The 17,516-nt window shown below is 69.9% G+C and carries 17 protein-coding genes; 3 read left to right on the top strand and 14 right to left on the bottom strand.

Annotated features, from left to right (window positions below; genetic code table 11):
• Positions 1 to 3 precede the first annotated feature (3 nt).
• From nuoK to ACIQOU_RS21260, 11 genes are all read right to left on the bottom strand, one after another.
• A complete protein-coding gene (gene nuoK / locus ACIQOU_RS21310; RefSeq protein ID WP_020130147.1) occupies positions 4 to 303 on the bottom strand; it encodes an NADH-quinone oxidoreductase subunit NuoK in 300 nt (99 codons plus the stop codon).
• On the bottom strand, positions 300 to 1,142 hold the full coding sequence (locus ACIQOU_RS21305; protein WP_401538368.1) for an NADH-quinone oxidoreductase subunit J: 843 nt from the start codon (positions 1,140 to 1,142) through the stop codon (positions 300 to 302). The genes nuoK and ACIQOU_RS21305 overlap by 4 nt, the downstream gene beginning before the upstream one ends.
• A complete protein-coding gene (gene nuoI / locus ACIQOU_RS21300; RefSeq protein WP_401538367.1) occupies positions 1,139 to 1,750 on the bottom strand; it encodes an NADH-quinone oxidoreductase subunit NuoI in 612 nt (203 codons plus the stop codon). The genes ACIQOU_RS21305 and nuoI overlap by 4 nt, the downstream gene beginning before the upstream one ends.
• Positions 1,743 to 3,107, bottom strand: a complete 1,365-nt coding sequence (gene nuoH, locus ACIQOU_RS21295) for an NADH-quinone oxidoreductase subunit NuoH (RefSeq protein WP_401538366.1) — start codon at positions 3,105 to 3,107, stop codon at positions 1,743 to 1,745. The genes nuoI and nuoH overlap by 8 nt, the downstream gene beginning before the upstream one ends.
• Positions 3,104 to 5,608, bottom strand: coding sequence for an NADH-quinone oxidoreductase subunit G (locus ACIQOU_RS21290; protein ID WP_401538365.1), 2,505 nt, complete (start codon positions 5,606 to 5,608; stop codon positions 3,104 to 3,106). Before ACIQOU_RS21290 ends, nuoH begins: the two co-directional genes overlap by 4 nt.
• The gene (nuoF, locus tag ACIQOU_RS21285) at positions 5,605 to 6,951 is read right to left on the bottom strand and encodes an NADH-quinone oxidoreductase subunit NuoF (protein ID WP_401538364.1); all 1,347 of its coding nucleotides are present in this window, start codon (positions 6,949 to 6,951) and stop codon (positions 5,605 to 5,607) included. The genes ACIQOU_RS21290 and nuoF overlap by 4 nt, the downstream gene beginning before the upstream one ends.
• Complete coding sequence (gene nuoE / locus ACIQOU_RS21280) at positions 6,951 to 7,832, bottom strand: NADH-quinone oxidoreductase subunit NuoE (RefSeq protein ID WP_401538363.1); 882 nt, start codon at positions 7,830 to 7,832, stop codon at positions 6,951 to 6,953. The genes nuoF and nuoE overlap by 1 nt, the downstream gene beginning before the upstream one ends.
• Positions 7,829 to 9,151, bottom strand: coding sequence for an NADH-quinone oxidoreductase subunit D (locus tag ACIQOU_RS21275; RefSeq protein ID WP_401538362.1), 1,323 nt, complete (start codon positions 9,149 to 9,151; stop codon positions 7,829 to 7,831). Before ACIQOU_RS21275 ends, nuoE begins: the two co-directional genes overlap by 4 nt.
• Positions 9,148 to 9,864, bottom strand: a complete 717-nt coding sequence (locus ACIQOU_RS21270) for an NADH-quinone oxidoreductase subunit C (RefSeq protein ID WP_401538596.1) — start codon at positions 9,862 to 9,864, stop codon at positions 9,148 to 9,150. Before ACIQOU_RS21270 ends, ACIQOU_RS21275 begins: the two co-directional genes overlap by 4 nt.
• Positions 9,865 to 10,067: 203 nt before the next feature.
• A complete protein-coding gene (locus ACIQOU_RS21265) occupies positions 10,068 to 10,622 on the bottom strand; it encodes an NADH-quinone oxidoreductase subunit B family protein (protein ID WP_329869522.1) in 555 nt (184 codons plus the stop codon).
• 15 nt (positions 10,623 to 10,637) lie between these two features.
• The gene (locus ACIQOU_RS21260; protein ID WP_003992243.1) at positions 10,638 to 10,997 is read right to left on the bottom strand and encodes an NADH-quinone oxidoreductase subunit A; all 360 of its coding nucleotides are present in this window, start codon (positions 10,995 to 10,997) and stop codon (positions 10,638 to 10,640) included.
• A gap of 742 nt (positions 10,998 to 11,739) precedes the next feature.
• Between ACIQOU_RS21260 and ACIQOU_RS21255 the strand changes: the two genes are divergently transcribed.
• On the top strand, positions 11,740 to 12,570 hold the full coding sequence (locus tag ACIQOU_RS21255) for a C40 family peptidase (RefSeq protein ID WP_401538361.1): 831 nt from the start codon (positions 11,740 to 11,742) through the stop codon (positions 12,568 to 12,570).
• A 157-nt stretch (positions 12,571 to 12,727) separates the two neighbouring features.
• Here the strand turns inward: ACIQOU_RS21255 and ACIQOU_RS21250 are convergent, their stop codons facing one another.
• A complete protein-coding gene (locus ACIQOU_RS21250; RefSeq protein WP_401538595.1) occupies positions 12,728 to 14,059 on the bottom strand; it encodes a geranylgeranyl reductase family protein in 1,332 nt (443 codons plus the stop codon).
• A gap of 108 nt (positions 14,060 to 14,167) precedes the next feature.
• On the opposite strand from ACIQOU_RS21250, the gene ACIQOU_RS21245 reads away from it, so the two are divergent.
• Both ACIQOU_RS21245 and ACIQOU_RS21240 read left to right on the top strand, forming a co-directional pair.
• Entirely contained in the window at positions 14,168 to 14,692 is a 525-nt protein-coding gene (locus tag ACIQOU_RS21245) for a GNAT family N-acetyltransferase (protein ID WP_401538360.1), read from the top strand.
• Between the two features lie 111 nt (positions 14,693 to 14,803).
• Complete coding sequence (locus tag ACIQOU_RS21240) at positions 14,804 to 15,115, top strand: PASTA domain-containing protein (RefSeq protein WP_401538359.1); 312 nt, start codon at positions 14,804 to 14,806, stop codon at positions 15,113 to 15,115.
• Between the two features lie 118 nt (positions 15,116 to 15,233).
• Here ACIQOU_RS21240 and ACIQOU_RS21235 read toward each other — a convergent pair whose 3' ends face one another.
• Positions 15,234 to 15,929: a demethylmenaquinone methyltransferase gene (locus tag ACIQOU_RS21235; RefSeq protein ID WP_401538358.1), complete on the bottom strand. Its 696-nt coding sequence runs from the start codon at positions 15,927 to 15,929 to the stop codon at positions 15,234 to 15,236.
• A 32-nt stretch (positions 15,930 to 15,961) separates the two neighbouring features.
• Positions 15,962 to 17,044 carry an acyltransferase gene (locus tag ACIQOU_RS21230; RefSeq protein WP_401538594.1) on the bottom strand — a complete coding sequence of 361 codons (1,083 nt, stop codon included), beginning with the start codon at positions 17,042 to 17,044 and terminating at the stop codon, positions 15,962 to 15,964.
• Between the last annotated feature and the right edge of the window lie 472 nt (positions 17,045 to 17,516).

The following is a 17,516-nucleotide window of genomic DNA, read 5'->3' as shown; positions in this document are numbered from 1 at the left end:
CCCTCAGAGCTTCATCAGGCTGGCGTCGTCGACCGAGGCCGAGTGGCGGGAACGGAACAGCGACACGATGATCGCGAGCCCGACGACGACCTCCGCGGCGGCGACGACCATCGTGAAGAACGCGATGATCTGGCCGTCGAGGTTGCCGTGCATGCGGGAGAAGGTGACGAACGCGAGGTTGCAGGCGTTCAGCATCAGTTCGATGCACATGAACACGACGATCGCGTTGCGTCTGATCAGCACTCCGGTGGCGCCGATCGTGAACAACAGGGCTGCCAGATACAGGTAGTTGACCGGGTTCACTTCGACGCCTCCTCGGTCCGCCGGAGGGGGGACGGCTCCACCTCGGTGCGCTCCAGGCGCTCCTCGGAACGCTGCTCCAGGGCCCGCAGGTCCTCCAGCGCCTCGCTGGAGACGTCCCGGATCTGGCCTCGGTCGCGCAGCGTCTTGCTGACGGTCAGCTCGGACGGGGTGCCGTCGGGCAGCAGGCCCGCGATGTCGACCGCGTTGTGCCGGGCGTACACGCCGGGGGCGGGCAGCGGCGGCAGGTGCTTGCCGTCCCGCACGCGCTGTTCGGACAGCTCGCGCTGGGTCTTGGCGCGCTCGGTGCGCTCCCGGTGGGTGAGGACCATGGCGCCGACGGCGGCCGTGATCAGCAGGGCGCCGGTGATCTCGAAGGCGAAGACGTACTTGGTGAAGATGAGGGCGGCGAGGCCCTCCACGTTGCCGTTCGCGTTCGCCTGGGTGAGTCCGTCGAACTCGGTCAGGGAGGCGTTGCCGATCCCGCCGACCAGCAGGACGCCGAAGCCGACGCCGCTGAGCAGCGCCAGCCAGCGCTGGCCCTTGATGGTCTCCTTCAGGGAGTCCGCGGCCGTCACGCCGACCAGCATCACCACGAAGAGGAACAGCATCATGATCGCGCCGGTGTAGACGACGATCTGCACGATGCCCAGGAAGTAGGCGCCGTTGGCGAGGTAGAACACCGCCAGGATGATCATGGTCCCGGCGAGGCAGAGCGCGCTGTGCACGGCCCGCCGCATGAAGACGGTGCCCAGGGCGCCGATCAGCGCGACGCTGCCCAGCAGCCAGAACTGGACCGCCTCGCCGGTGGAGGTGGCGTAGGCGGCGAGCTGCGTACTCATGCCTCCACCCCCTCTTCCTCGGGCTTCTCGCCCTTGGAGACGGCCACCTGCTGCTCGGTGCCCGGAGCCGCCTCGGTGACCAGACCCCGGTAGTAGTCCTGCTCGTCGGTGCCCGGATAGATGGCGTGCGGGCTGTCGACCATGCCGTCCTCCAGGCCGGCGAGCAGCTGATCCTTGGTGAAGATCAGGTTGGCGCGGCTGCTGTCGGCCAGCTCGAACTCGTTGGTCATCGTCAACGCGCGCGTGGGGCACGCCTCGATGCACAGGCCGCACAGGATGCACCGGGCGTAGTTGATCTGGTAGACGCGGCCGTACCGCTCGCCCGGGGAGTAGCGCTCCTCGTCGGTGTTGTCCGCGCCCTCCACGTAGATGGCGTCGGCGGGGCAGGCCCAGGCGCACAGCTCGCAGCCGACGCACTTCTCCAGGCCGTCCGGATGGCGGTTGAGCTGGTGCCGTCCGTGAAAGCGCGGAGCGGTGGTCTTCTCCTGCTCCGGGTACTGCTCGGTCAGCCGCTTCTTGAACATGGCCTTGAACGTCACGCCGAAGCCGGCCACGGGGTTCTGGAAGCCGGGCTTCATCTGCTCGGACTCCTGGGGCTCGTCAGCCATCGGACGCCTCCTTTCCCTCCGAAGTTCCGTCACTGGCAGTATCCGACCCACCACTGACAATCAGCTCCCGTTCGCGGTGCGGCCTGCGCCTGGGCACCGGCGGAAGCTCCTGTCCCGGCAGCGGCGGCACCGGGAACCCACCGGCCATCGGGTCGAACCCGGCCGGCGCCTCCTCGGCCCGCTCGGCCGTCTGCGCCCGCTCGCGGAACATGTCGACGAGGAAGGACAACAGCAGCAGGACGATGACCCCGCCGACGATGTAGAGCGCGATGTTCGCGAAGCCGTAGTGCTCGTTGCGCAGCGCCCGCACGGTGGCGACCAGCATCAGCCAGACCACGGAGACCGGGATGAGGACCTTCCAGCCGAGCTTCATCAGCTGGTCGTAGCGCACGCGCGGGAGCGTGCCGCGCAGCCAGATGAAGAAGAACAGCAGCAGCTGGACCTTGACGACGAACCAGAGCATCGGCCACCAGCCGTGGTTCGCGCCCTCCCAGAAGGTGCTGACCGGCCAGGGGGCCCGCCAGCCGCCGAGGAAGAGGGTGGTCGCGACGGCCGAGACGGTCACCATGTTGACGTACTCGGCGAGCATGAACATCGCGAACTTGATCGACGAGTACTCGGTGTTGAAGCCGCCGACGAGGTCGCCCTCGGACTCCGGCATGTCGAACGGCGCGCGGTTGGTCTCGCCGACCATCGTCACGATGTAGAGGAGGAACGAGACCGGCAGCAGCACGATGTACCAGCGGTCGTGCTGCTGTTCGACGATCGCGGACGTCGACATCGAACCCGAGTACAGGAACACCGAGGCGAACGCGGCGCCCATGGCGATCTCGTAGGAGATCATCTGGGCGCAGGAGCGCAGGCCGCCCAGGAGCGGGTAGGTCGATCCGGAGCTCCAGCCCGCGAGCACGATGCCGTAGATGCCGACCGAGGCCACCGCGAGGATGAACAGCATCGCGATAGGCAGGTCGGTCAGCTGCATCGTGGTGCGCTGCCCGAAGATCGACACCTCGTTGCCGGCCGGCCCGAAGGGGATCACGGCGATCGCCATGAAGGCGGGCACGGCGGCGACGATCGGGGCGAGGACGTAGACGACCTTGTCGGCGCGTTTGACGACGAGGTCTTCCTTGAGCATCAGTTTGATGCCGTCGGCGAGCGACTGGAGCATGCCCCAGGGGCCATGCCGGTTGGGGCCGATCCGCAGCTGCATCCAGGCGACGACCTTGCGCTCCCACACGATGGAGAACAGCACGGTCACCATCAGGAACGCGAAACAGAAGACGGCCTTGACGACCACGAGCCACCAGGGGTCGCGGCCGAACATGGAGAGGTCTTCCGCAGCGAGGTACGGGCTCATGCCTCCACCTCCTCGGGGGCCCCGTCGACGAGCGTCGCCGGGCCGATACGGACGAGGGCGCCGGGCAGCGCCCCCGTGTCGGAGGCGACACCGGCGCCCACGGAGTTCAGCGGGAGCCAGACCACCCGGTCGGGCATCTCGGTGGTCCGGAGCGGGAGTTCGAGGACGCCCGCGGGCCCGGTCACGGCGAGCAGGTCGCCGTCCTTGACGCCGACCTCGGCGGCCGTGGCGGCCGACACGCGCGCGTAGGCGGCGTGCCGGGTACCGGCGAGCGCCTCGTCGCCCTCCTGGAGGAGCCCCCGGTCGAGCAGCAGCCGGTGTCCGGCGAGGACCGCCTCACCGACGGCGGGCCTCGGCAACGGCGCCGCCGTCGCCCCCGGCGCCCCGGCCCGGTCGCCGTCCCAGCCGCCCAGCCGGTCCAACTCGGCCCGCGCGGTGCGCAGATCGGGCAGCCCCAGATGAACGTCCATGGCGTCGGCCAGCATCTGCAACACGCGCGCGTCGGTCGGCGCGAGCGTGCGGGCCATCTGGTCGGGCTTGAGCGCGGCCTCGAAGAAGCGGACCCGGCCTTCCCAGTTGAGGAAGGTGCCGGCCTTCTCCGCGACCGCGGCCACCGGAAGGACGACGTCGGCGTGCTCGGTGACCTCACCGGGCCGCAGTTCGAGCGAGACCACGAACCCGGCCTCCCGCAACGCCTCACGCGCGCGTGCCGGGTCCGGCAGGTCGGCGACCTCGACCCCGGCGACCACCAGGGCCTGCAACTCGCCACGGGCGGCGGCCTCGACGATCTGGCCGGTGTCGCGCCCGTAACGGTGCGGGAGTTCGGCGACGCCCCAGACGGCGGCGACCTCCTCCCGCGCGCGGGGGTCGGTGGCGGGGCGGCCGCCCGGCAGCAGCGACGGCAGCGCGCCCGCCTCGACGGCACCGCGCTCACCGGCCCGGCGCGGAATCCACACCAGCGCCGCCCCGGTCGCGGACGCGGCCCGCACGACGGCGGTCAGCGCCCCGGGCACCCCGGCCAGCCGCTCGCCGACGACGATCACGGCGCCGTCGGCGCGCAGGGCCTCGGCGGCCCGGGCCCCGGAGTCCTCCAGGCCGACGCCGCTGGTGAGCGCGTCCAGCCACTCGGTCTCGGTGCCGGGAGCCGCAGGCAGCAGCGTGCCGCCCGCCTTCTCAAGGCCCCGGGTGGCGAAGGGGGCCAGCGCGAACACCCGTTGCCCGTGCTTGCGCCACGCCTTGCGCAGCCGCAGGAAGACGCCGGGCGCCTCCTCCTCGGCCTCGAACCCGATCAGCACAACAGCGGGCGCCTGCTCAAGGGAGGTGTAGGTGACGCCCGTTCCGTCCAGGTCCAGGCCGCGGCCCGCGACCTGGGCCGCCAGGAAGTCGGCCTCCTCGGCGCTGTGCACGCGCGCGCGGAAGTCGATGTCGTTGGTGTCGAGCGCCACGCGCGCGAACTTGCTGTACGCGTAGGCGTCCTCGATGGTGAGCCGGCCGCCGGCCAGGACGCCGGTACGCGCGCGTGAGGCGAGCAGCCCCTGCGCGGCGATCTCCAGGGCGTCCGGCCAGGAGGCCGGCACCAGGTCGCCCTCCGGGTTGCGGACCAGGGGCGTCTGGAGCCGGTCGCGCTGCTGCGCGTACCGGAACCCGAAACGTCCCTTGTCGCAGATCCACTCCTCGTTGACCTGCGGGTCGGCCGCCGCGAGGCGCCGCATGACCTTGCCGCGCCGGTGGTCGGTGCGGGTGGCGCAGCCGCCGGAGCAGTGCTCGCACACCGACGGCGAGGAGACCAGGTCGAAGGGGCGGGAACGGAACCGGTAGGCCGCCGAGGTCAGCGCCCCGACCGGGCAGATCTGGATGGTGTTGCCGGAGAAGTACGAGGCGAACGGGTCGCCCTCGCCGGTGCCGATCTGCTGGAGCGCGCCCCGCTCGACCATCTCGATCATGGGGTCGCCCGCGACCTGGTTGGAGAACCGGGTGCAGCGGGCGCACAGCACGCACCGCTCACGGTCGAGGAGCACCTGCGTGGAGATCGGGACCGGCTTCTCGTAGGTCCGCTTGCGTCCCTCGAAACGGGACTCGGCGTTGCCGTGCGACATGGCCTGGTTCTGGAGCGGGCACTCGCCGCCCTTGTCGCAGACGGGGCAGTCCAGCGGGTGGTTGATGAGGAGCAGTTCCATCACACCGTGCTGGGCCTTCTCGGCGACCGGCGAGGTGAGATGGGTCTTGACCACCATGCCGTCGGTGCAGGTGATGGTGCAGGACGCCATCGGCTTGCGCTGGCCCTCGACCTCGACGATGCACTGGCGGCACGCGCCGACCGGGTCGAGCAGCGGGTGGTCGCAGAAGCGGGGGATCTCGATGCCGAGCTGTTCGGCGGCCCGGATGACCAACGTGCCCTTGGGCACGCTGATCTCGGCGCCGTCGATCGTCAGCGACACGAGATCCTGCGGCGGGCGGGCCGCCGCCTCACCCCCGGAGGGGGCGTTGCTGGTCACGGTCATGCGTTCACCTCCGTGCGGTCGGCCCAGGCCGTCGACCTGGCCGGGTCGAAGGGGCAGCCGCGGCCCGTGATGTGCTCCTCGTACTCCTCGCGGAAGTACTTCAGTGACGAGAAGATCGGCGAGGCGGCGCCGTCGCCGAGGGCGCAGAAGGACTTGCCGTTGATGCTGTCGGCGATGTCGTTCAGCTTGTCGAGGTCGGACAGGGCGCCCTTGCCCGCCTCGATGTCGCGCAGCAACTGCACGAGCCAGTAGGTGCCTTCGCGGCACGGGGTGCACTTGCCGCAGGACTCGTGGGCGTAGAACTCGGTCCAGCGGGTGACGGCCCGCACCACGCAGGTCGTCTCGTCGAAGCACTGGAGCGCCTTGGTGCCGAGCATGGAACCGGCGGCGCCGACCCCTTCGTAGTCGAGGGGGACGTCGAGGTGTTCGGCGGTGAACATCGGCGTGGAGGAACCGCCCGGCGTCCAGAACTTGAGGCGGTGGCCCGGCCGCATCCCGCCGCTCATGTCGAGGAGTTGACGGAGCGTGATGCCGAGCGGGGCCTCGTACTGGCCGGGGTTGGTGACGTGGCCGCTGAGCGAGTAGAGCGTGAAGCCGGGCGACTTCTCACTGCCCATCGACCGGAACCACTCTTTGCCCCGGTTCAGGATCGCGGGAACCGACGCGATCGATTCGACGTTGTTCACTACAGTCGGGCACGCGTAGAGGCCCGCGACGGCAGGGAAGGGGGGACGCAGCCGCGGTTGACCACGACGGCCTTCGAGCGAGTCGAGCAGGGCGGTCTCCTCACCGCAGATGTACGCGCCGGCGCCCGCGTGCACGGTGAGTTGGAGATCGAGGCCGCTACCGAGAATGTTCGCGCCGAGGTAGCCGGCCGCACGGGCCTCGTTCACCGCCTCGTGCAACCGCCGCAGAACGGGGACGACTTCACCCCGCAGATAGATGAAGGCATGCGACGACCTGATGGCGTAACACGCGATGACGATGCCCTCGATGAGGCTGTGCGGGTTCGCGAAGAGGAGCGGGATGTCCTTGCACGTCCCGGGCTCCGACTCGTCGGCGTTGACAACTAGATAGTGCGGTTTTCCATCCCCCTGCGGAATGAACTGCCACTTCATCCCGGTGGGGAAGCCCGCGCCGCCCCGGCCGCGCAGCCCGGAGTCCTTCACATAGGCGATGAGGTCGTCCGGGGTCATCGCGAGGGCCTTGCGCAGGCCCTCGTACCCGTCGTGGCGGCGGTACACGTCCAGGGACCAGGACCGGTCCTCGTCCCAGAACGCCGACAGCACGGGTGACAGCAGCTTCTCGGGGCTGGTGTCCTTCAGTTCGGGTGCCAAGGTCATCACTCCCCCTCCTCGGCGGCGGGCCCTGCCGGGTGGGCGGGGTCGGAGGCCGACGTGTCCTGTGGCGCGTCGTGCGAGCTGAGGTGCTCGGACGGCGCCGGCTCGGGCGCCGTCCGGTCCCGGGCCGCGTCGCGCGCGTCCTGCGGTCCGCCGTCCCGCGGCTGCACGACCCGCGCGGGTGCGGTCTCCCCCCTGGCCAGGCGGAGGCCCACCAGTGAGGCGGGGCCCGCGCTGCCGCTCTCCTCGACGGCCCCGGCCCGCTCGTCGGGGAAGCCGGCCAGGATGCGGGCGGTGTCCTTGAAGGTGCACAGCCGCGCCCCGCGCGTGGGGCGTACGTCGGCGCCCGCGCGCAGGTCGTCGACGAGGCGCTTGGCGCTGGCCGGGGTCTGGTTGTCGAAGAACTCCCAGTTGACCATCACCACCGGCGCGAAGTCGCAGGCCGCGTTGCACTCGATGTGCTCCAGGGTGACCTTGCCGTCGTCGGTGGTCCCGCCGTTGCCGACGCCCAGGTGCTCCTGGAGCTCCTCGAAGATGGCGTCGCCGCCCATCACCGCGCAGAGCGTGTTGGTGCAGACGCCGACCTGGTAGTCGCCGGAGGGGCGGCGCCGGTACATCGAGTAGAACGTCACAACGGCGGCGACCTCGGCCGTCGTCAGGTCCAGCAGGTCCGCGCAGAACTGCTGTCCGGTGCGCGTGACATGGCCCTCCTCCGCCTGCACGAGGTGCAGCAACGGCAGCAGGGCGGACCGGGAGTCCGGGTAGCGGGCGATGATCGCGCGCCCGTCGGTCTCAAGGCGGGCCCGGATGTCGTCCGGGTAGGCGGGCGCGGGCAGCCTGGGCATGCCCAGGCTGACGCCCCGCTCCGAAGAACTGGTGGTCACCGGTCGACGCCTCCCATCACGGGGTCGATGGACGCGACGGCGACGATGACGTCGGCGACCTGGCCGCCCTCGCACATCGCCGCCATGGCTTGCAGGTTGGTGAAGGACGGGTCGCGGAAGTGGACCCGGTAGGGGCGGGTGCCGCCGTCGGACACGGCGTGCACCCCGAGTTCGCCCTTGGGTGACTCGACGGCCGTGTACGCCTGTCCCGGCGGTACCCGGAAGCCCTCGGTGACCAGCTTGAAGTGGTGGATCAGGGCCTCCATGGAGGTGCCCATGATGTTCTTGATGTGGTCGAGGGAGTTGCCGAGCCCGTCGGGTCCCAGGGCGAGCTGGGCGGGCCAGGCGATCTTCTTGTCGGCGACCATGACGGGGCCGGGCTGGAGCCGGTCCAGGCACTGTTCGACGATCGACAGCGACTGGCGCATCTCCTCCAGGCGGACCAGGAAGCGGCCGTAGGCGTCGCAGGTGTCGGCGGTCGGGACCTCGAAGTCGTAGGTCTCGTAGTCGCAGTAGGGCTGGGACTTGCGCAGGTCGTGCGGGAGGCCGGTGGAGCGCAGCATCGGGCCGGTGACGCCGAGGGCCATGCAGCCGGAGAGGTCGAGGTAACCGACGTCCTGCATACGGGCCTTGAAGATGGGGTTGCCGGTGGCGAGCTTGTCGTACTCGGGGAGGTTCTTGCGCATCTTCTTGACGAAGGCGCGGATGCTGTCCACCGCACCGGGCGGCAGGTCCTGGGCGAGGCCGCCGGGGCGGATGTACGCGTGGTTCATCCGCAGGCCGGTGATCAACTCGTAGAGGTCGAGAATCATTTCACGATCACGGAATCCGTAGATCATGATCGTGGTGGCGCCCAGTTCCATGCCGCCGGTGGCGATGCAGACCAGATGGGAGGACATCCGGTTCAGCTCCATCAGGAGCACCCGGATGATCTTGGTCCGCTCGGTGATCTGGTCCTCGACGCCGAGGAGTTTCTCGACGCCGAGACAGTAGGCGGTCTCGTTGAAGAACGACGTCAGGTAGTCCATGCGCGTGACGAAGGTGCTGCCCTGCGTCCACGTGCGGTATTCGAGGTTCTTCTCGATGCCGGTGTGCAGGTAGCCGATGCCGCAGCGGGCCTCGGTGACCGTCTCGCCGTCGATCTCCAGGATGAGGCGGAGCACTCCGTGGGTGGAGGGGTGCTGGGGGCCCATGTTGACGACGATGCGCTCGTCGTCGGCGCGGGCCGCGGACTGGACGACCTCGTCCCAGTCGCCACCGGTGACCGTGTAGACGGGTCCCTCGGTGGTCTCGCGGGCCGATGCTGACTGCGTGCTCACGAGTACGACCTCCGCTGGTCCGGAGCCGGGATCTGGGCGCCCTTGTACTCGACGGGGATGCCGCCGAGGGGGTAGTCCTTACGCTGCGGGTGGCCCTGCCAGTCGTCCGGCATCATGATCCGCGTCAGGGCCGGGTGACCGTCGAAGACGACCCCGAAGAAGTCGTACGTCTCGCGCTCGTGCCAGTCGTTGGTCGGGTAGACCGGGACGAGGGACGGGATGTGCCGGTCGCTGTCGGGGGCGCTGACCTCCAGGCGGATCAGCCGGTTGTGGGTGATCGAGCGCAGGTGGTAGACGGCGTGCAGCTCGCGGCCCTTGTCGTGCGGGTAGTGGACGCCGCTGACGCCGGTGCACAGTTCGAACCGGAGGGCGGGGTCGTCGCGCAGGGTGCGGGCGACGCGGACCAGGTGCTCGCGTTCGATGTGGAAGGTCAGTTCGTCGCGGTCGACGACGGTCTTCTCGATGGCGTTGGCGGGCAGCAGCCCCTGTTCCTCCAGGGCGCCCTCCAACTCGTCGGCGACCTCGTCGAACCACCCCCCGTAGGGGCGGGTCGCGGGGCCGGGGAGGCGGACCGAGCGGACCAGGCCGCCGTAGCCGGAGGTGTCGCCGCTCTGTCCGGCGCCGAACATGCCGCGCTGGACGCGGATCTCCTCGCCGCCCTGACCTCGCTGGCCGGGGAGGTTGTCGGTGCCGAGGTCCTTCTCGGGGTTCACCCCGTCCGACGTCCCGGCCGACGCGCCGTCCGACGTCCCGGCCGACGCGCCGTCCGACGTCCCGGCCGACGTCCCGGCCGACGTCCCGGCCGACGTCCCGCTCGACGTCCCGTTCGTCGCCCCCGGGGCTCCGCCGGCCCCCTCGGCGGCCTTGCCGGCCTCCTTCGGGGCGCCGTTCGCCCCGCCCGTGCCGTTCGCGTCGCTCACCGCAGCAGCCCCTTCATCTCGATCGTGGGCAGGGCCTTGAGCGCCGCTTCCTCCGCCTCCCGGGCCGCTTCCTCGGCGTTCACGCCGAGCTTGGAGCCCTGGATCTTCTGGTGGAGTTTGAGGATGGCGTCCAGCAGCATCTCCGGCCGCGGCGGGCAGCCGGGGAGATAGATGTCGACCGGGACGATGTGGTCGACGCCCTGCACGATCGCGTAGTTGTTGAACATGCCGCCCGAGGAGGCGCAGACCCCCATGGAGATCACCCACTTGGGGTTCGGCATCTGGTCATAGACCTGCCTGAGCACCGGCGCCATCTTCTGGCTGACCCGGCCCGCGACGATCATCAGGTCCGCCTGGCGGGGCGACCCGCGGAAGACCTCCATGCCGAAGCGCGCGAGGTCGTAGCGTCCGGCGCCGGTGGTCATCATCTCGATGGCGCAGCACGCGAGGCCGAAGGTGGCGGGGAAGACGGACGCCTTGCGCACCCAGCCCGCGGCCTGCTCGACGGTGGTCAACAGGAAGCCGCTCGGCAGCTTTTCTTCGAGTCCCATGTCTCTAAAAGCCCCTCAGTCCCATTCCAGACCGCCCCGCCGCCATACGTACGCGTACGCGACGAAGACGGTGAGCACGAAGAGCAGCATCTCCACGAGCCCGAAGATCCCCAGGGCGTCGAAGGTGACGGCCCAGGGGTAGAGGAAGACGATCTCGATGTCGAAGACGATGAAGAGCATCGCCGTCAGGTAGTACTTGATGGGGAAGCGCCCGCCGCCGGCCGGCGTGGGGGTCGGCTCGATCCCGCACTCGTAGGCCTCAAGCTTGGCCCGGTTGTACCGCTTCGGACCGATCAGCGTGGCCATGACCACGGAGAAGATCGCAAAGCCTGCCCCGAGGGCTCCCAGTACGAGGATGGGCGCATAGGCGTTCACCGCTCCTCGCTCCTCTCAGTCGGCACTGACTGCTGGCGATGGCACAGGGCTCGCGTGCCTCACGGACGCCACGAACCTCGTTCGTCCCAACGAAGATCGCGAACATGTGAAGCGGGTCACAAGCCCAACTGCCTCGCATCCTATGCCCGGGGATCTGTGATCTGCGACACGGCGTATTGCACAAGCTTTGTGATCTCCACCACCTGACGAAGGATCATGAAGTCGGATGAGCAGTGATCTTCATACGCGAAGCGTCCGACTGATCACCAGCGGTGACATTTTGGCTCGTCGGAGCAGCTCAGAGGGGTGGCCCCTCTATCAAGTGGGTTCCCGTGCATGCAAATTGGCGCTGGACACGAGTGGTTGATAGTGGCACCGCATTCACACATCAGAGGGAGGGGTGAGACGGGATGTGGACGCGTGCGCACATTCACGAGGGGGTGAGGGTGGACGTTCGCGCGGGACGCGGTCGCGGTCGTGACCGTTGCGTGACCTCCACCACATCGATGAGAGGCGCATGAGAACGAGGCTTGGCCACCTACCCCAACAGATGCTAGGCAGCGGGCAATTCGGACCTTATGGCGAAAGTACGTGATCACACGCCCCATGGGGCACGCCCGCAATGTCCGTTACGGCGTCAATAAGGACCGACACGCCCGGGAGTTGGGGTCGCGATTGAGTAACTGTGGCGCAGCACACGTTTCTTGAAGGTATGGAGAAGGCCCTGATACCGGTTGTACCCATGTCCCACACCGCTCTCATACGGAGCCACCGCAAACCCCGTCGCAGCGCGTCGACGCTCGCGATGCGAGCCGGAGTTGCCGGTGGCGTCCTCAGCACCCTGGCAGTGGCCGGGGCGTCCGGTTCGGCGAGCGCTGCCGAGCCGGTGACGCAGACCATCGAACTGCCCACGCTCACCGCCGACCTGTCCGCCCAGGTCGCCCAGTCCGCCGACGCCACGCAGCAGGCCGCCGCCAACTACGAGTTGCAGGCGGAGCGCGACGCCGCCGCCGCGTCGGCCGCCAAGCAGGCCAAGGCGGACCTCGCGGAGGCCAAGAAGAAGGCCGAGGCCAAGAAGAAGGCGGAGGCCGCCCGCAAGGCCGCCGCCGAGCGCGCCGCCGCCCGCAGCGCCGAGCGGGCCACCCTGACCGCCTCCGCGAGCACCGACACCTCCACGTCGGCCGGCAGCAGCGCCTCCACCAGCACGTCGACGGCGACGGGTTCGGCCGCCGCGGTCATCGCGTTCGTGAAGGCCCAGGTCGGCGACGCGTACGTGTCCGGCGGCACCGGCCCCAACTCGTGGGACTGCTCGGGCCTGGTGCAGGCGGCGTTCAAGCAGGTCGGTGTCGACCTGCCGCGCGTCTCGCAGGACCAGTCGACGGCCGGCACCCAGGTCGGGCTGAGCAACCTCCAGCCCGGCGACATCCTGTACTGGGGCAGCGCGGGCAGCGCGTACCACGTGGGCGTGTACGTGGGCGACGGCATGTTCGTCGGCGCGCAGAACCCGTCGACCGGCGTGGTCGAGCGCCCCCTCGACTACGACCCGCCGACCGGCGCCGTCCGGGTCCTCTGACCCGACCCCCACCACAGAAGAGGCCGCAGCCGCTCGGGGGCAGCGGCCTTTTCGGTGTGCCCGAGCCCGAGCCCGGGCCCGAACGCGCCGCGCTCATCGGTGTGGCCCGGCGTGACGGGGTGTTCGCACGCCGGGCGACTGTTGCGGTGGCCGGAGGTCAGGCCTTCGGGGCCACCTTGCTCAGGCCGTTGATGATGCGGTCCATGGCGTCGCCGCCGGTCGGGTCGGTGAGGTTGGCGAGCATCTTCAGGGTGAACTTCATGAGCAGCGGGTGGGTCAGGCCGCGCTGGGTCGCGATCTTCATGACCTTCGGGTTGCCGATGAGCTTCACGAAGGCGCGGCCCAGCGTGTAGTAGCCGCCGTAGGTGTCCTTGAGGATCTGCGGGTAGTGCTGGAGGGCCGTCTCGCGCTGGGCCGGCGTGGAGCGGGCGTGGGCCTGCACGATGACGTCGGCGGCGAGCTGGCCCGACTCCATGGCGTAGGCGATGCCCTCGCCGTTGAACGGGTTCACCAGGCCGCCGGCGTCGCCGACCAGGAGCAGGCCCTTGGTGTAGTGGGGCTGCCGGTTGAAGGCCATGGGGAGCGCGGCGCCGCGGATCGGGCAGGTCATGTTGTCCGGGGTGTAGCCCCAGTCCTCCGGCATCGAGGCGCACCAGGCCTTGAGGACCTCGCGCCAGTCCAACTCCTTGAAGGAGTCGGAGGTGTTGAGGACGCCCAGGCCGACGTTCGAGGTGCCGTCGCCCATGCCGAAGATCCAGCCGTAGCCGGGCAGCAGGCGGTCCTCGGCGCCTCGGCGGTCCCACAGTTCGAGCCAGGACTCCAGGTAGTCGTCCTCGTGGCGGGGGCTCTCGAAGTAGGTCCGCACCGCCACACCCATCGGGCGGTCCTCGCGGCGGTGCAGGCCCATCGCGAGGGAGAGCCGGGTGGAGTTGCCGTCGGCGGCGACCACCAGGGGCGCGCGGAAGGTGACCTCGCGTTTCTCCTCGCCGAGCTTGGCGTGGACGCCGACGATGCGGCCGGTGCGGTCGTCGAGGATCGGCGCGCCGACGTTGCAGCGCTCGTAGAGGCGGGCGCCCGCCTTCTGCGCCTGGCGGGCGAGTTGCTCGTCGAAGTCGTCACGCTTGCGGACCAGGCCGTAGTCGGGGAACGTCGCGAGATCCGGCCAGTCCAGCTGGAGACGGACGCCGCCGCCGATGATCCGCAGGCCCTTGTTGCGCAGCCAGCCGGCCTCCTCCGAGATGTCGATGCCCATCGCCACCAGCTGCTTGACCGCGCGCGGGGTCAGCCCGTCGCCGCACACCTTCTCGCGCGGGAACTCGGTCTTCTCCAGCAGCAGGACATCGAGTCCGGCCTTGGCCAGGTGGTACGCCGTCGTCGCGCCGGCCGGCCCCGCGCCGACGACGATGACGTCGGCGGTGTTCTCGGAGAAGGGGTCGGAGCGGGGCCCGGGGCTGGGCTCGGGGCTGGGCTCGGAGTGGGGCTCGGTCACGGCGGTCACGGCGGGATCTCCCCAAGTTCGGAATTCTCTGTGCCGAGCGGCACTGGACACGGGCAGTCTATTCAGCAGAATTGATCACCCGGCTGAAGGGCTGCCCTCGTGAACCGAGCTCTCCCCGTCGTACGGCTGCGCGTCCCCACCGACGAGGACGCCCTCGCCTGGCACCGGCTCTTCGACCACCCCGAGGTCATGGAGTTCCACGGCAACGCCTCCGCCGAGGTCTCCGTCTACGAGGAGTTGACCGCGCGGCAGCGCCGGCACGACGCCGAACGCGGCTTCTGTCTGTGGACGCTGCTTGACGCCGAGGGCCGGGTCATCGGCTTCACCGGCGCGCAGCCGTGGGAGCGGGAGTGGGGGCCGACCGGCGAGATCGAGATCGGCTGGCGGCTGGGGCGGGAGTTCTGGGGCCGGGGGTATGCGACGGCGGCCGCGCAGATGACGTTGGAGCGGCTGCGGGCGGCGCGGGTGGAGCGCGTGGTGGCGATGGTGCTGGCCGACAACAAGCGCTCGATCGAGGTCACGCGACGGCTCGGCATGCGGCTCGCGGAGGTCTTCGCGACGCCGACCTCGCGCCGGGAGGGGCACTGCTATCGGCTCGACCTTCTAGGAAGTAACGCAGCGTAGCCGTTTGGCACTTAATCTCACGCAGCGCTTCCGAATGGCGGCCCCCGGCGGTTACCCTGCCAGTACCCACTGGGGGTGACATCTGTGCATATACAGCCGAAAACACCCGAGGTGCGCGTGCCACGGCTCGTCGGCCTGATGGCCGTGGACGCGCGCGAGACGGCGCGGGCGCAGGGCCTCCTCGTCAACGCGCCGGACCGCCCCGACTTCCATCTCGCCGTCGTCGACTACGTGGTGCGCCAGTATCCGCAGCCCGGGGCGGCGGTGCCGCGGGAGTCGATGGTCTACGTGTGGTTCGACTTCGCGGAGGGAGAGGGCGGCGGGGGCGTGCGCGAGCCACTCATCCCCCGCCCCCCGCACGGCGGCCTCCCCCGCGAACTCCCCGAACCGGGCGGCCCGTACGCGATGGTCGACTCGACGTGACCTTGTCAGGGGGGTGAGGGTCACCCGTAGGGGACCACCCCGTCGGGGAACGCCCGTAAGGGCCCGCCCGCAGGGGGCTGGCCCTAGGTGGCCGGGGGCTCGGAGGCTCGGGGGTCCGTCAGGGTTGTTTGAAGCCTCGGTGGAGGGCTACCACGCCGCCGGTGAGGTTGCGGTGGGCGACGTTCGTCCAGCCGGCCTTCTGGAGGTGTTCGGCCAGCGCCGGCTGGTCGGGCCAGGCGCGGATCGACTCGGCGAGATAGACGTACGCGTCCGGGTTCGAGGAGACCGCACGCGCCACCGGCGGCAGCGCCCGCATCAGGTACTCCGTGTACACCGTGCGGAACGGCGCCCAGGTCGGATGCGAGAACTCGCAGATCACCACGCGCCCACCGGGCCGGGTCACCCGGTACATCTCACGCAGCGCGGCGTCGAAGTCCTGGACGTTGCGCAGCCCGAAGGAGATGGTGACGGCGTCGAAGACGTCGTCGCGGAACGGCAGCCTCGTCGCGTCGCCCGCCGTGAACGGCAGCCAGGAGTGGTTCCGTTTGCCGACCCGGAGCATGCCGAGCGAGAAGTCGCACGGCACGACGTACGCGCCGGTGCGGGCGAACGGCAACGACGAGGTCGCCGTCCCCGCCGCGAGGTCCAGGATCTTCTGCGCGGGCCGGGCGTCGACCGCCCGGGCCACCTCCTTGCGCCACACCCGGTCCTGGCCGAGCGAGAGCACGTCGTTGGTCAGGTCGTACCGTTCCGCGACGTGGTCGAACATCGAGGCGACTTCGTGCGGCTGTTTGTTCAGGGAGGCGCGGGTCACCCGGCCATTCTTGCAGGCGGCCCGCGCCCGCCTCACGGCAGGAGCCGGGGTTTCTTCTTCCCGGCGACGTCCTCCACCCAGCCGCACAGCATCACGAACACCGCGATCAGCACCCAGCCGACGCCGAACATGAACCACTGGCTGCCCAGCGGGAGCCACTTCTCGAACGCGGGCACCTTCCACATCTGGTCGGTCAGCGGGACCGCGAGGATCAGCGCGATCTCGTGCCAGAGATAGATGGTGACCGCGCGCGCGTTGAAGATCGTCACGATCCGGTCGAGGCGCGGGAGCCGCGTCAGCCAGGCGAAGTCGATGTTGAAGTAGGCCTTGGCCCACATCAGCAGCATGACGTAACCGGCCGACCAGTAGGTCTGGGCGAGCGGGTTCTCGTCCAGGTCGTAGGTGCCGGCCTCGGCCTGGTGCGAGAAGGCGTACCAGCCGCCGAAGACGATCGCGGCGATCGAGAGGGTCACCACCAGGAACGGCTTCAGCCGCTGGAGCACCCCGTCGCGGTGGGCGAATCCGAGCAGCCAGCAGAACAGGTACGTCGACAGGTCCCACAGCGCGTTGCCGAACCGGTTGTCCGGGCCCGCCCACACGTACTTGAGGAGGACGATCGGCACCAGCGACAGCAGCAGCACCGGGATCGGCGCCTTGCGGAACACCCACAGCAGCACCGGCGACAGCAGCACGAACCAGATGTAGGTGCGCAGGTACCAGAGGATCTCCCAGGCCTGCTGGCCCCACGGGTTGCCCGGCGGATCGCCGAGCGGCACGACCCAGTAGACGATCTGCCAGCCCGGCATCCAGCCGTGGATCAACATCGCGAGCAGGACGAAGAAGCCCCAGAACCAGAACGGCGGCAGCAGGCGGCGCAGCCGGCTCTTCACCACCTTCGGCGCCGGGCGCTCCAGCGACTTGGCCATCAGGGTGCCGGCCAGGCCGAACATGATGCCCATGGACGGGAAGACCATGCCGCACCAGGCCCACCCGAAGGTGTGATAGGTGACGACCCGGATGAGGGCGAGACAGCGGAGCGAGTCGAAGTAACGGTCCCGGCCCTGGGGTTTGGCCGGCGGCGCGGCCGGGGTCTCCTGAGCCTGGTCGGGGGTCAGGGAACCGTGCGCTTCCCTGGCCCCGGCCTGCCCGGCCGACCCGGCGGGGAGGTCCGTGCCGGGTTCCGGGCCGACCGGCGGGAGCGGGGCGGTGGCCTCCGTCGCCGGGGTGGTGGCGTAGGCGTAGTCGGCGTAGGGCTGCTGACGGCCCTGGACGCCGACCCCGACGCCGTTGCCGTTGCCGACGCCGTGGGCCTGACCGCCGTTGCCGTACCCCTGACCCTGACCCTGACCCTGACCCTGGCCCTGACCCTGGCCCTGATTCTGGCTCTGGCTCTGGTCGGTGCCGTAGTCGTACTCGTAGCCCTGGTAGCCCGGCTGGTATCCGTACTCCGAGGGTTGACCCTGCCCTGACCCTGACGGGTACCCGTAGCTCTGCTGAGGGGGCTGGCCCTGCTGGGGGCCGGGGCCGGTCTGGTACCCGTAGCCCTGCGGGGTGACGGGGCGCTGCGGATACCCGTACCCCTGCGGG

The sequence above is a fragment of the Streptomyces sp. NPDC091279 genome (assembly GCF_044757465.1).
In the GTDB taxonomy this organism is placed as follows: Bacteria; Actinomycetota; Actinomycetes; order Streptomycetales; family Streptomycetaceae; genus Streptomyces.
This window is presented reverse-complemented; position numbering and strand designations above follow the sequence as displayed.

Coding starts and splice junctions, on each gene's coding strand:
- ACIQOU_RS21265 (WP_329869522.1), bottom strand. CDS start 10,622: ATGGGACTCGAAGAAAAGCTGCCGAGCGGCTTCCTGTTGACCACCGTC.
- ACIQOU_RS21255 (WP_401538361.1), top strand. CDS start 11,740: ATGTCCCACACCGCTCTCATACGGAGCCACCGCAAACCCCGTCGCAGC.
- nuoH (WP_401538366.1), bottom strand. CDS start 3,107: ATGAGCCCGTACCTCGCTGCGGAAGACCTCTCCATGTTCGGCCGCGAC.
- nuoI (WP_401538367.1), bottom strand. CDS start 1,750: ATGGCTGACGAGCCCCAGGAGTCCGAGCAGATGAAGCCCGGCTTCCAG.
- nuoF (WP_401538364.1), bottom strand. CDS start 6,951: ATGACCTTGGCACCCGAACTGAAGGACACCAGCCCCGAGAAGCTGCTG.
- ACIQOU_RS21290 (WP_401538365.1), bottom strand. CDS start 5,608: ATGACCGTGACCAGCAACGCCCCCTCCGGGGGTGAGGCGGCGGCCCGC.
- ACIQOU_RS21305 (WP_401538368.1), bottom strand. CDS start 1,142: ATGAGTACGCAGCTCGCCGCCTACGCCACCTCCACCGGCGAGGCGGTC.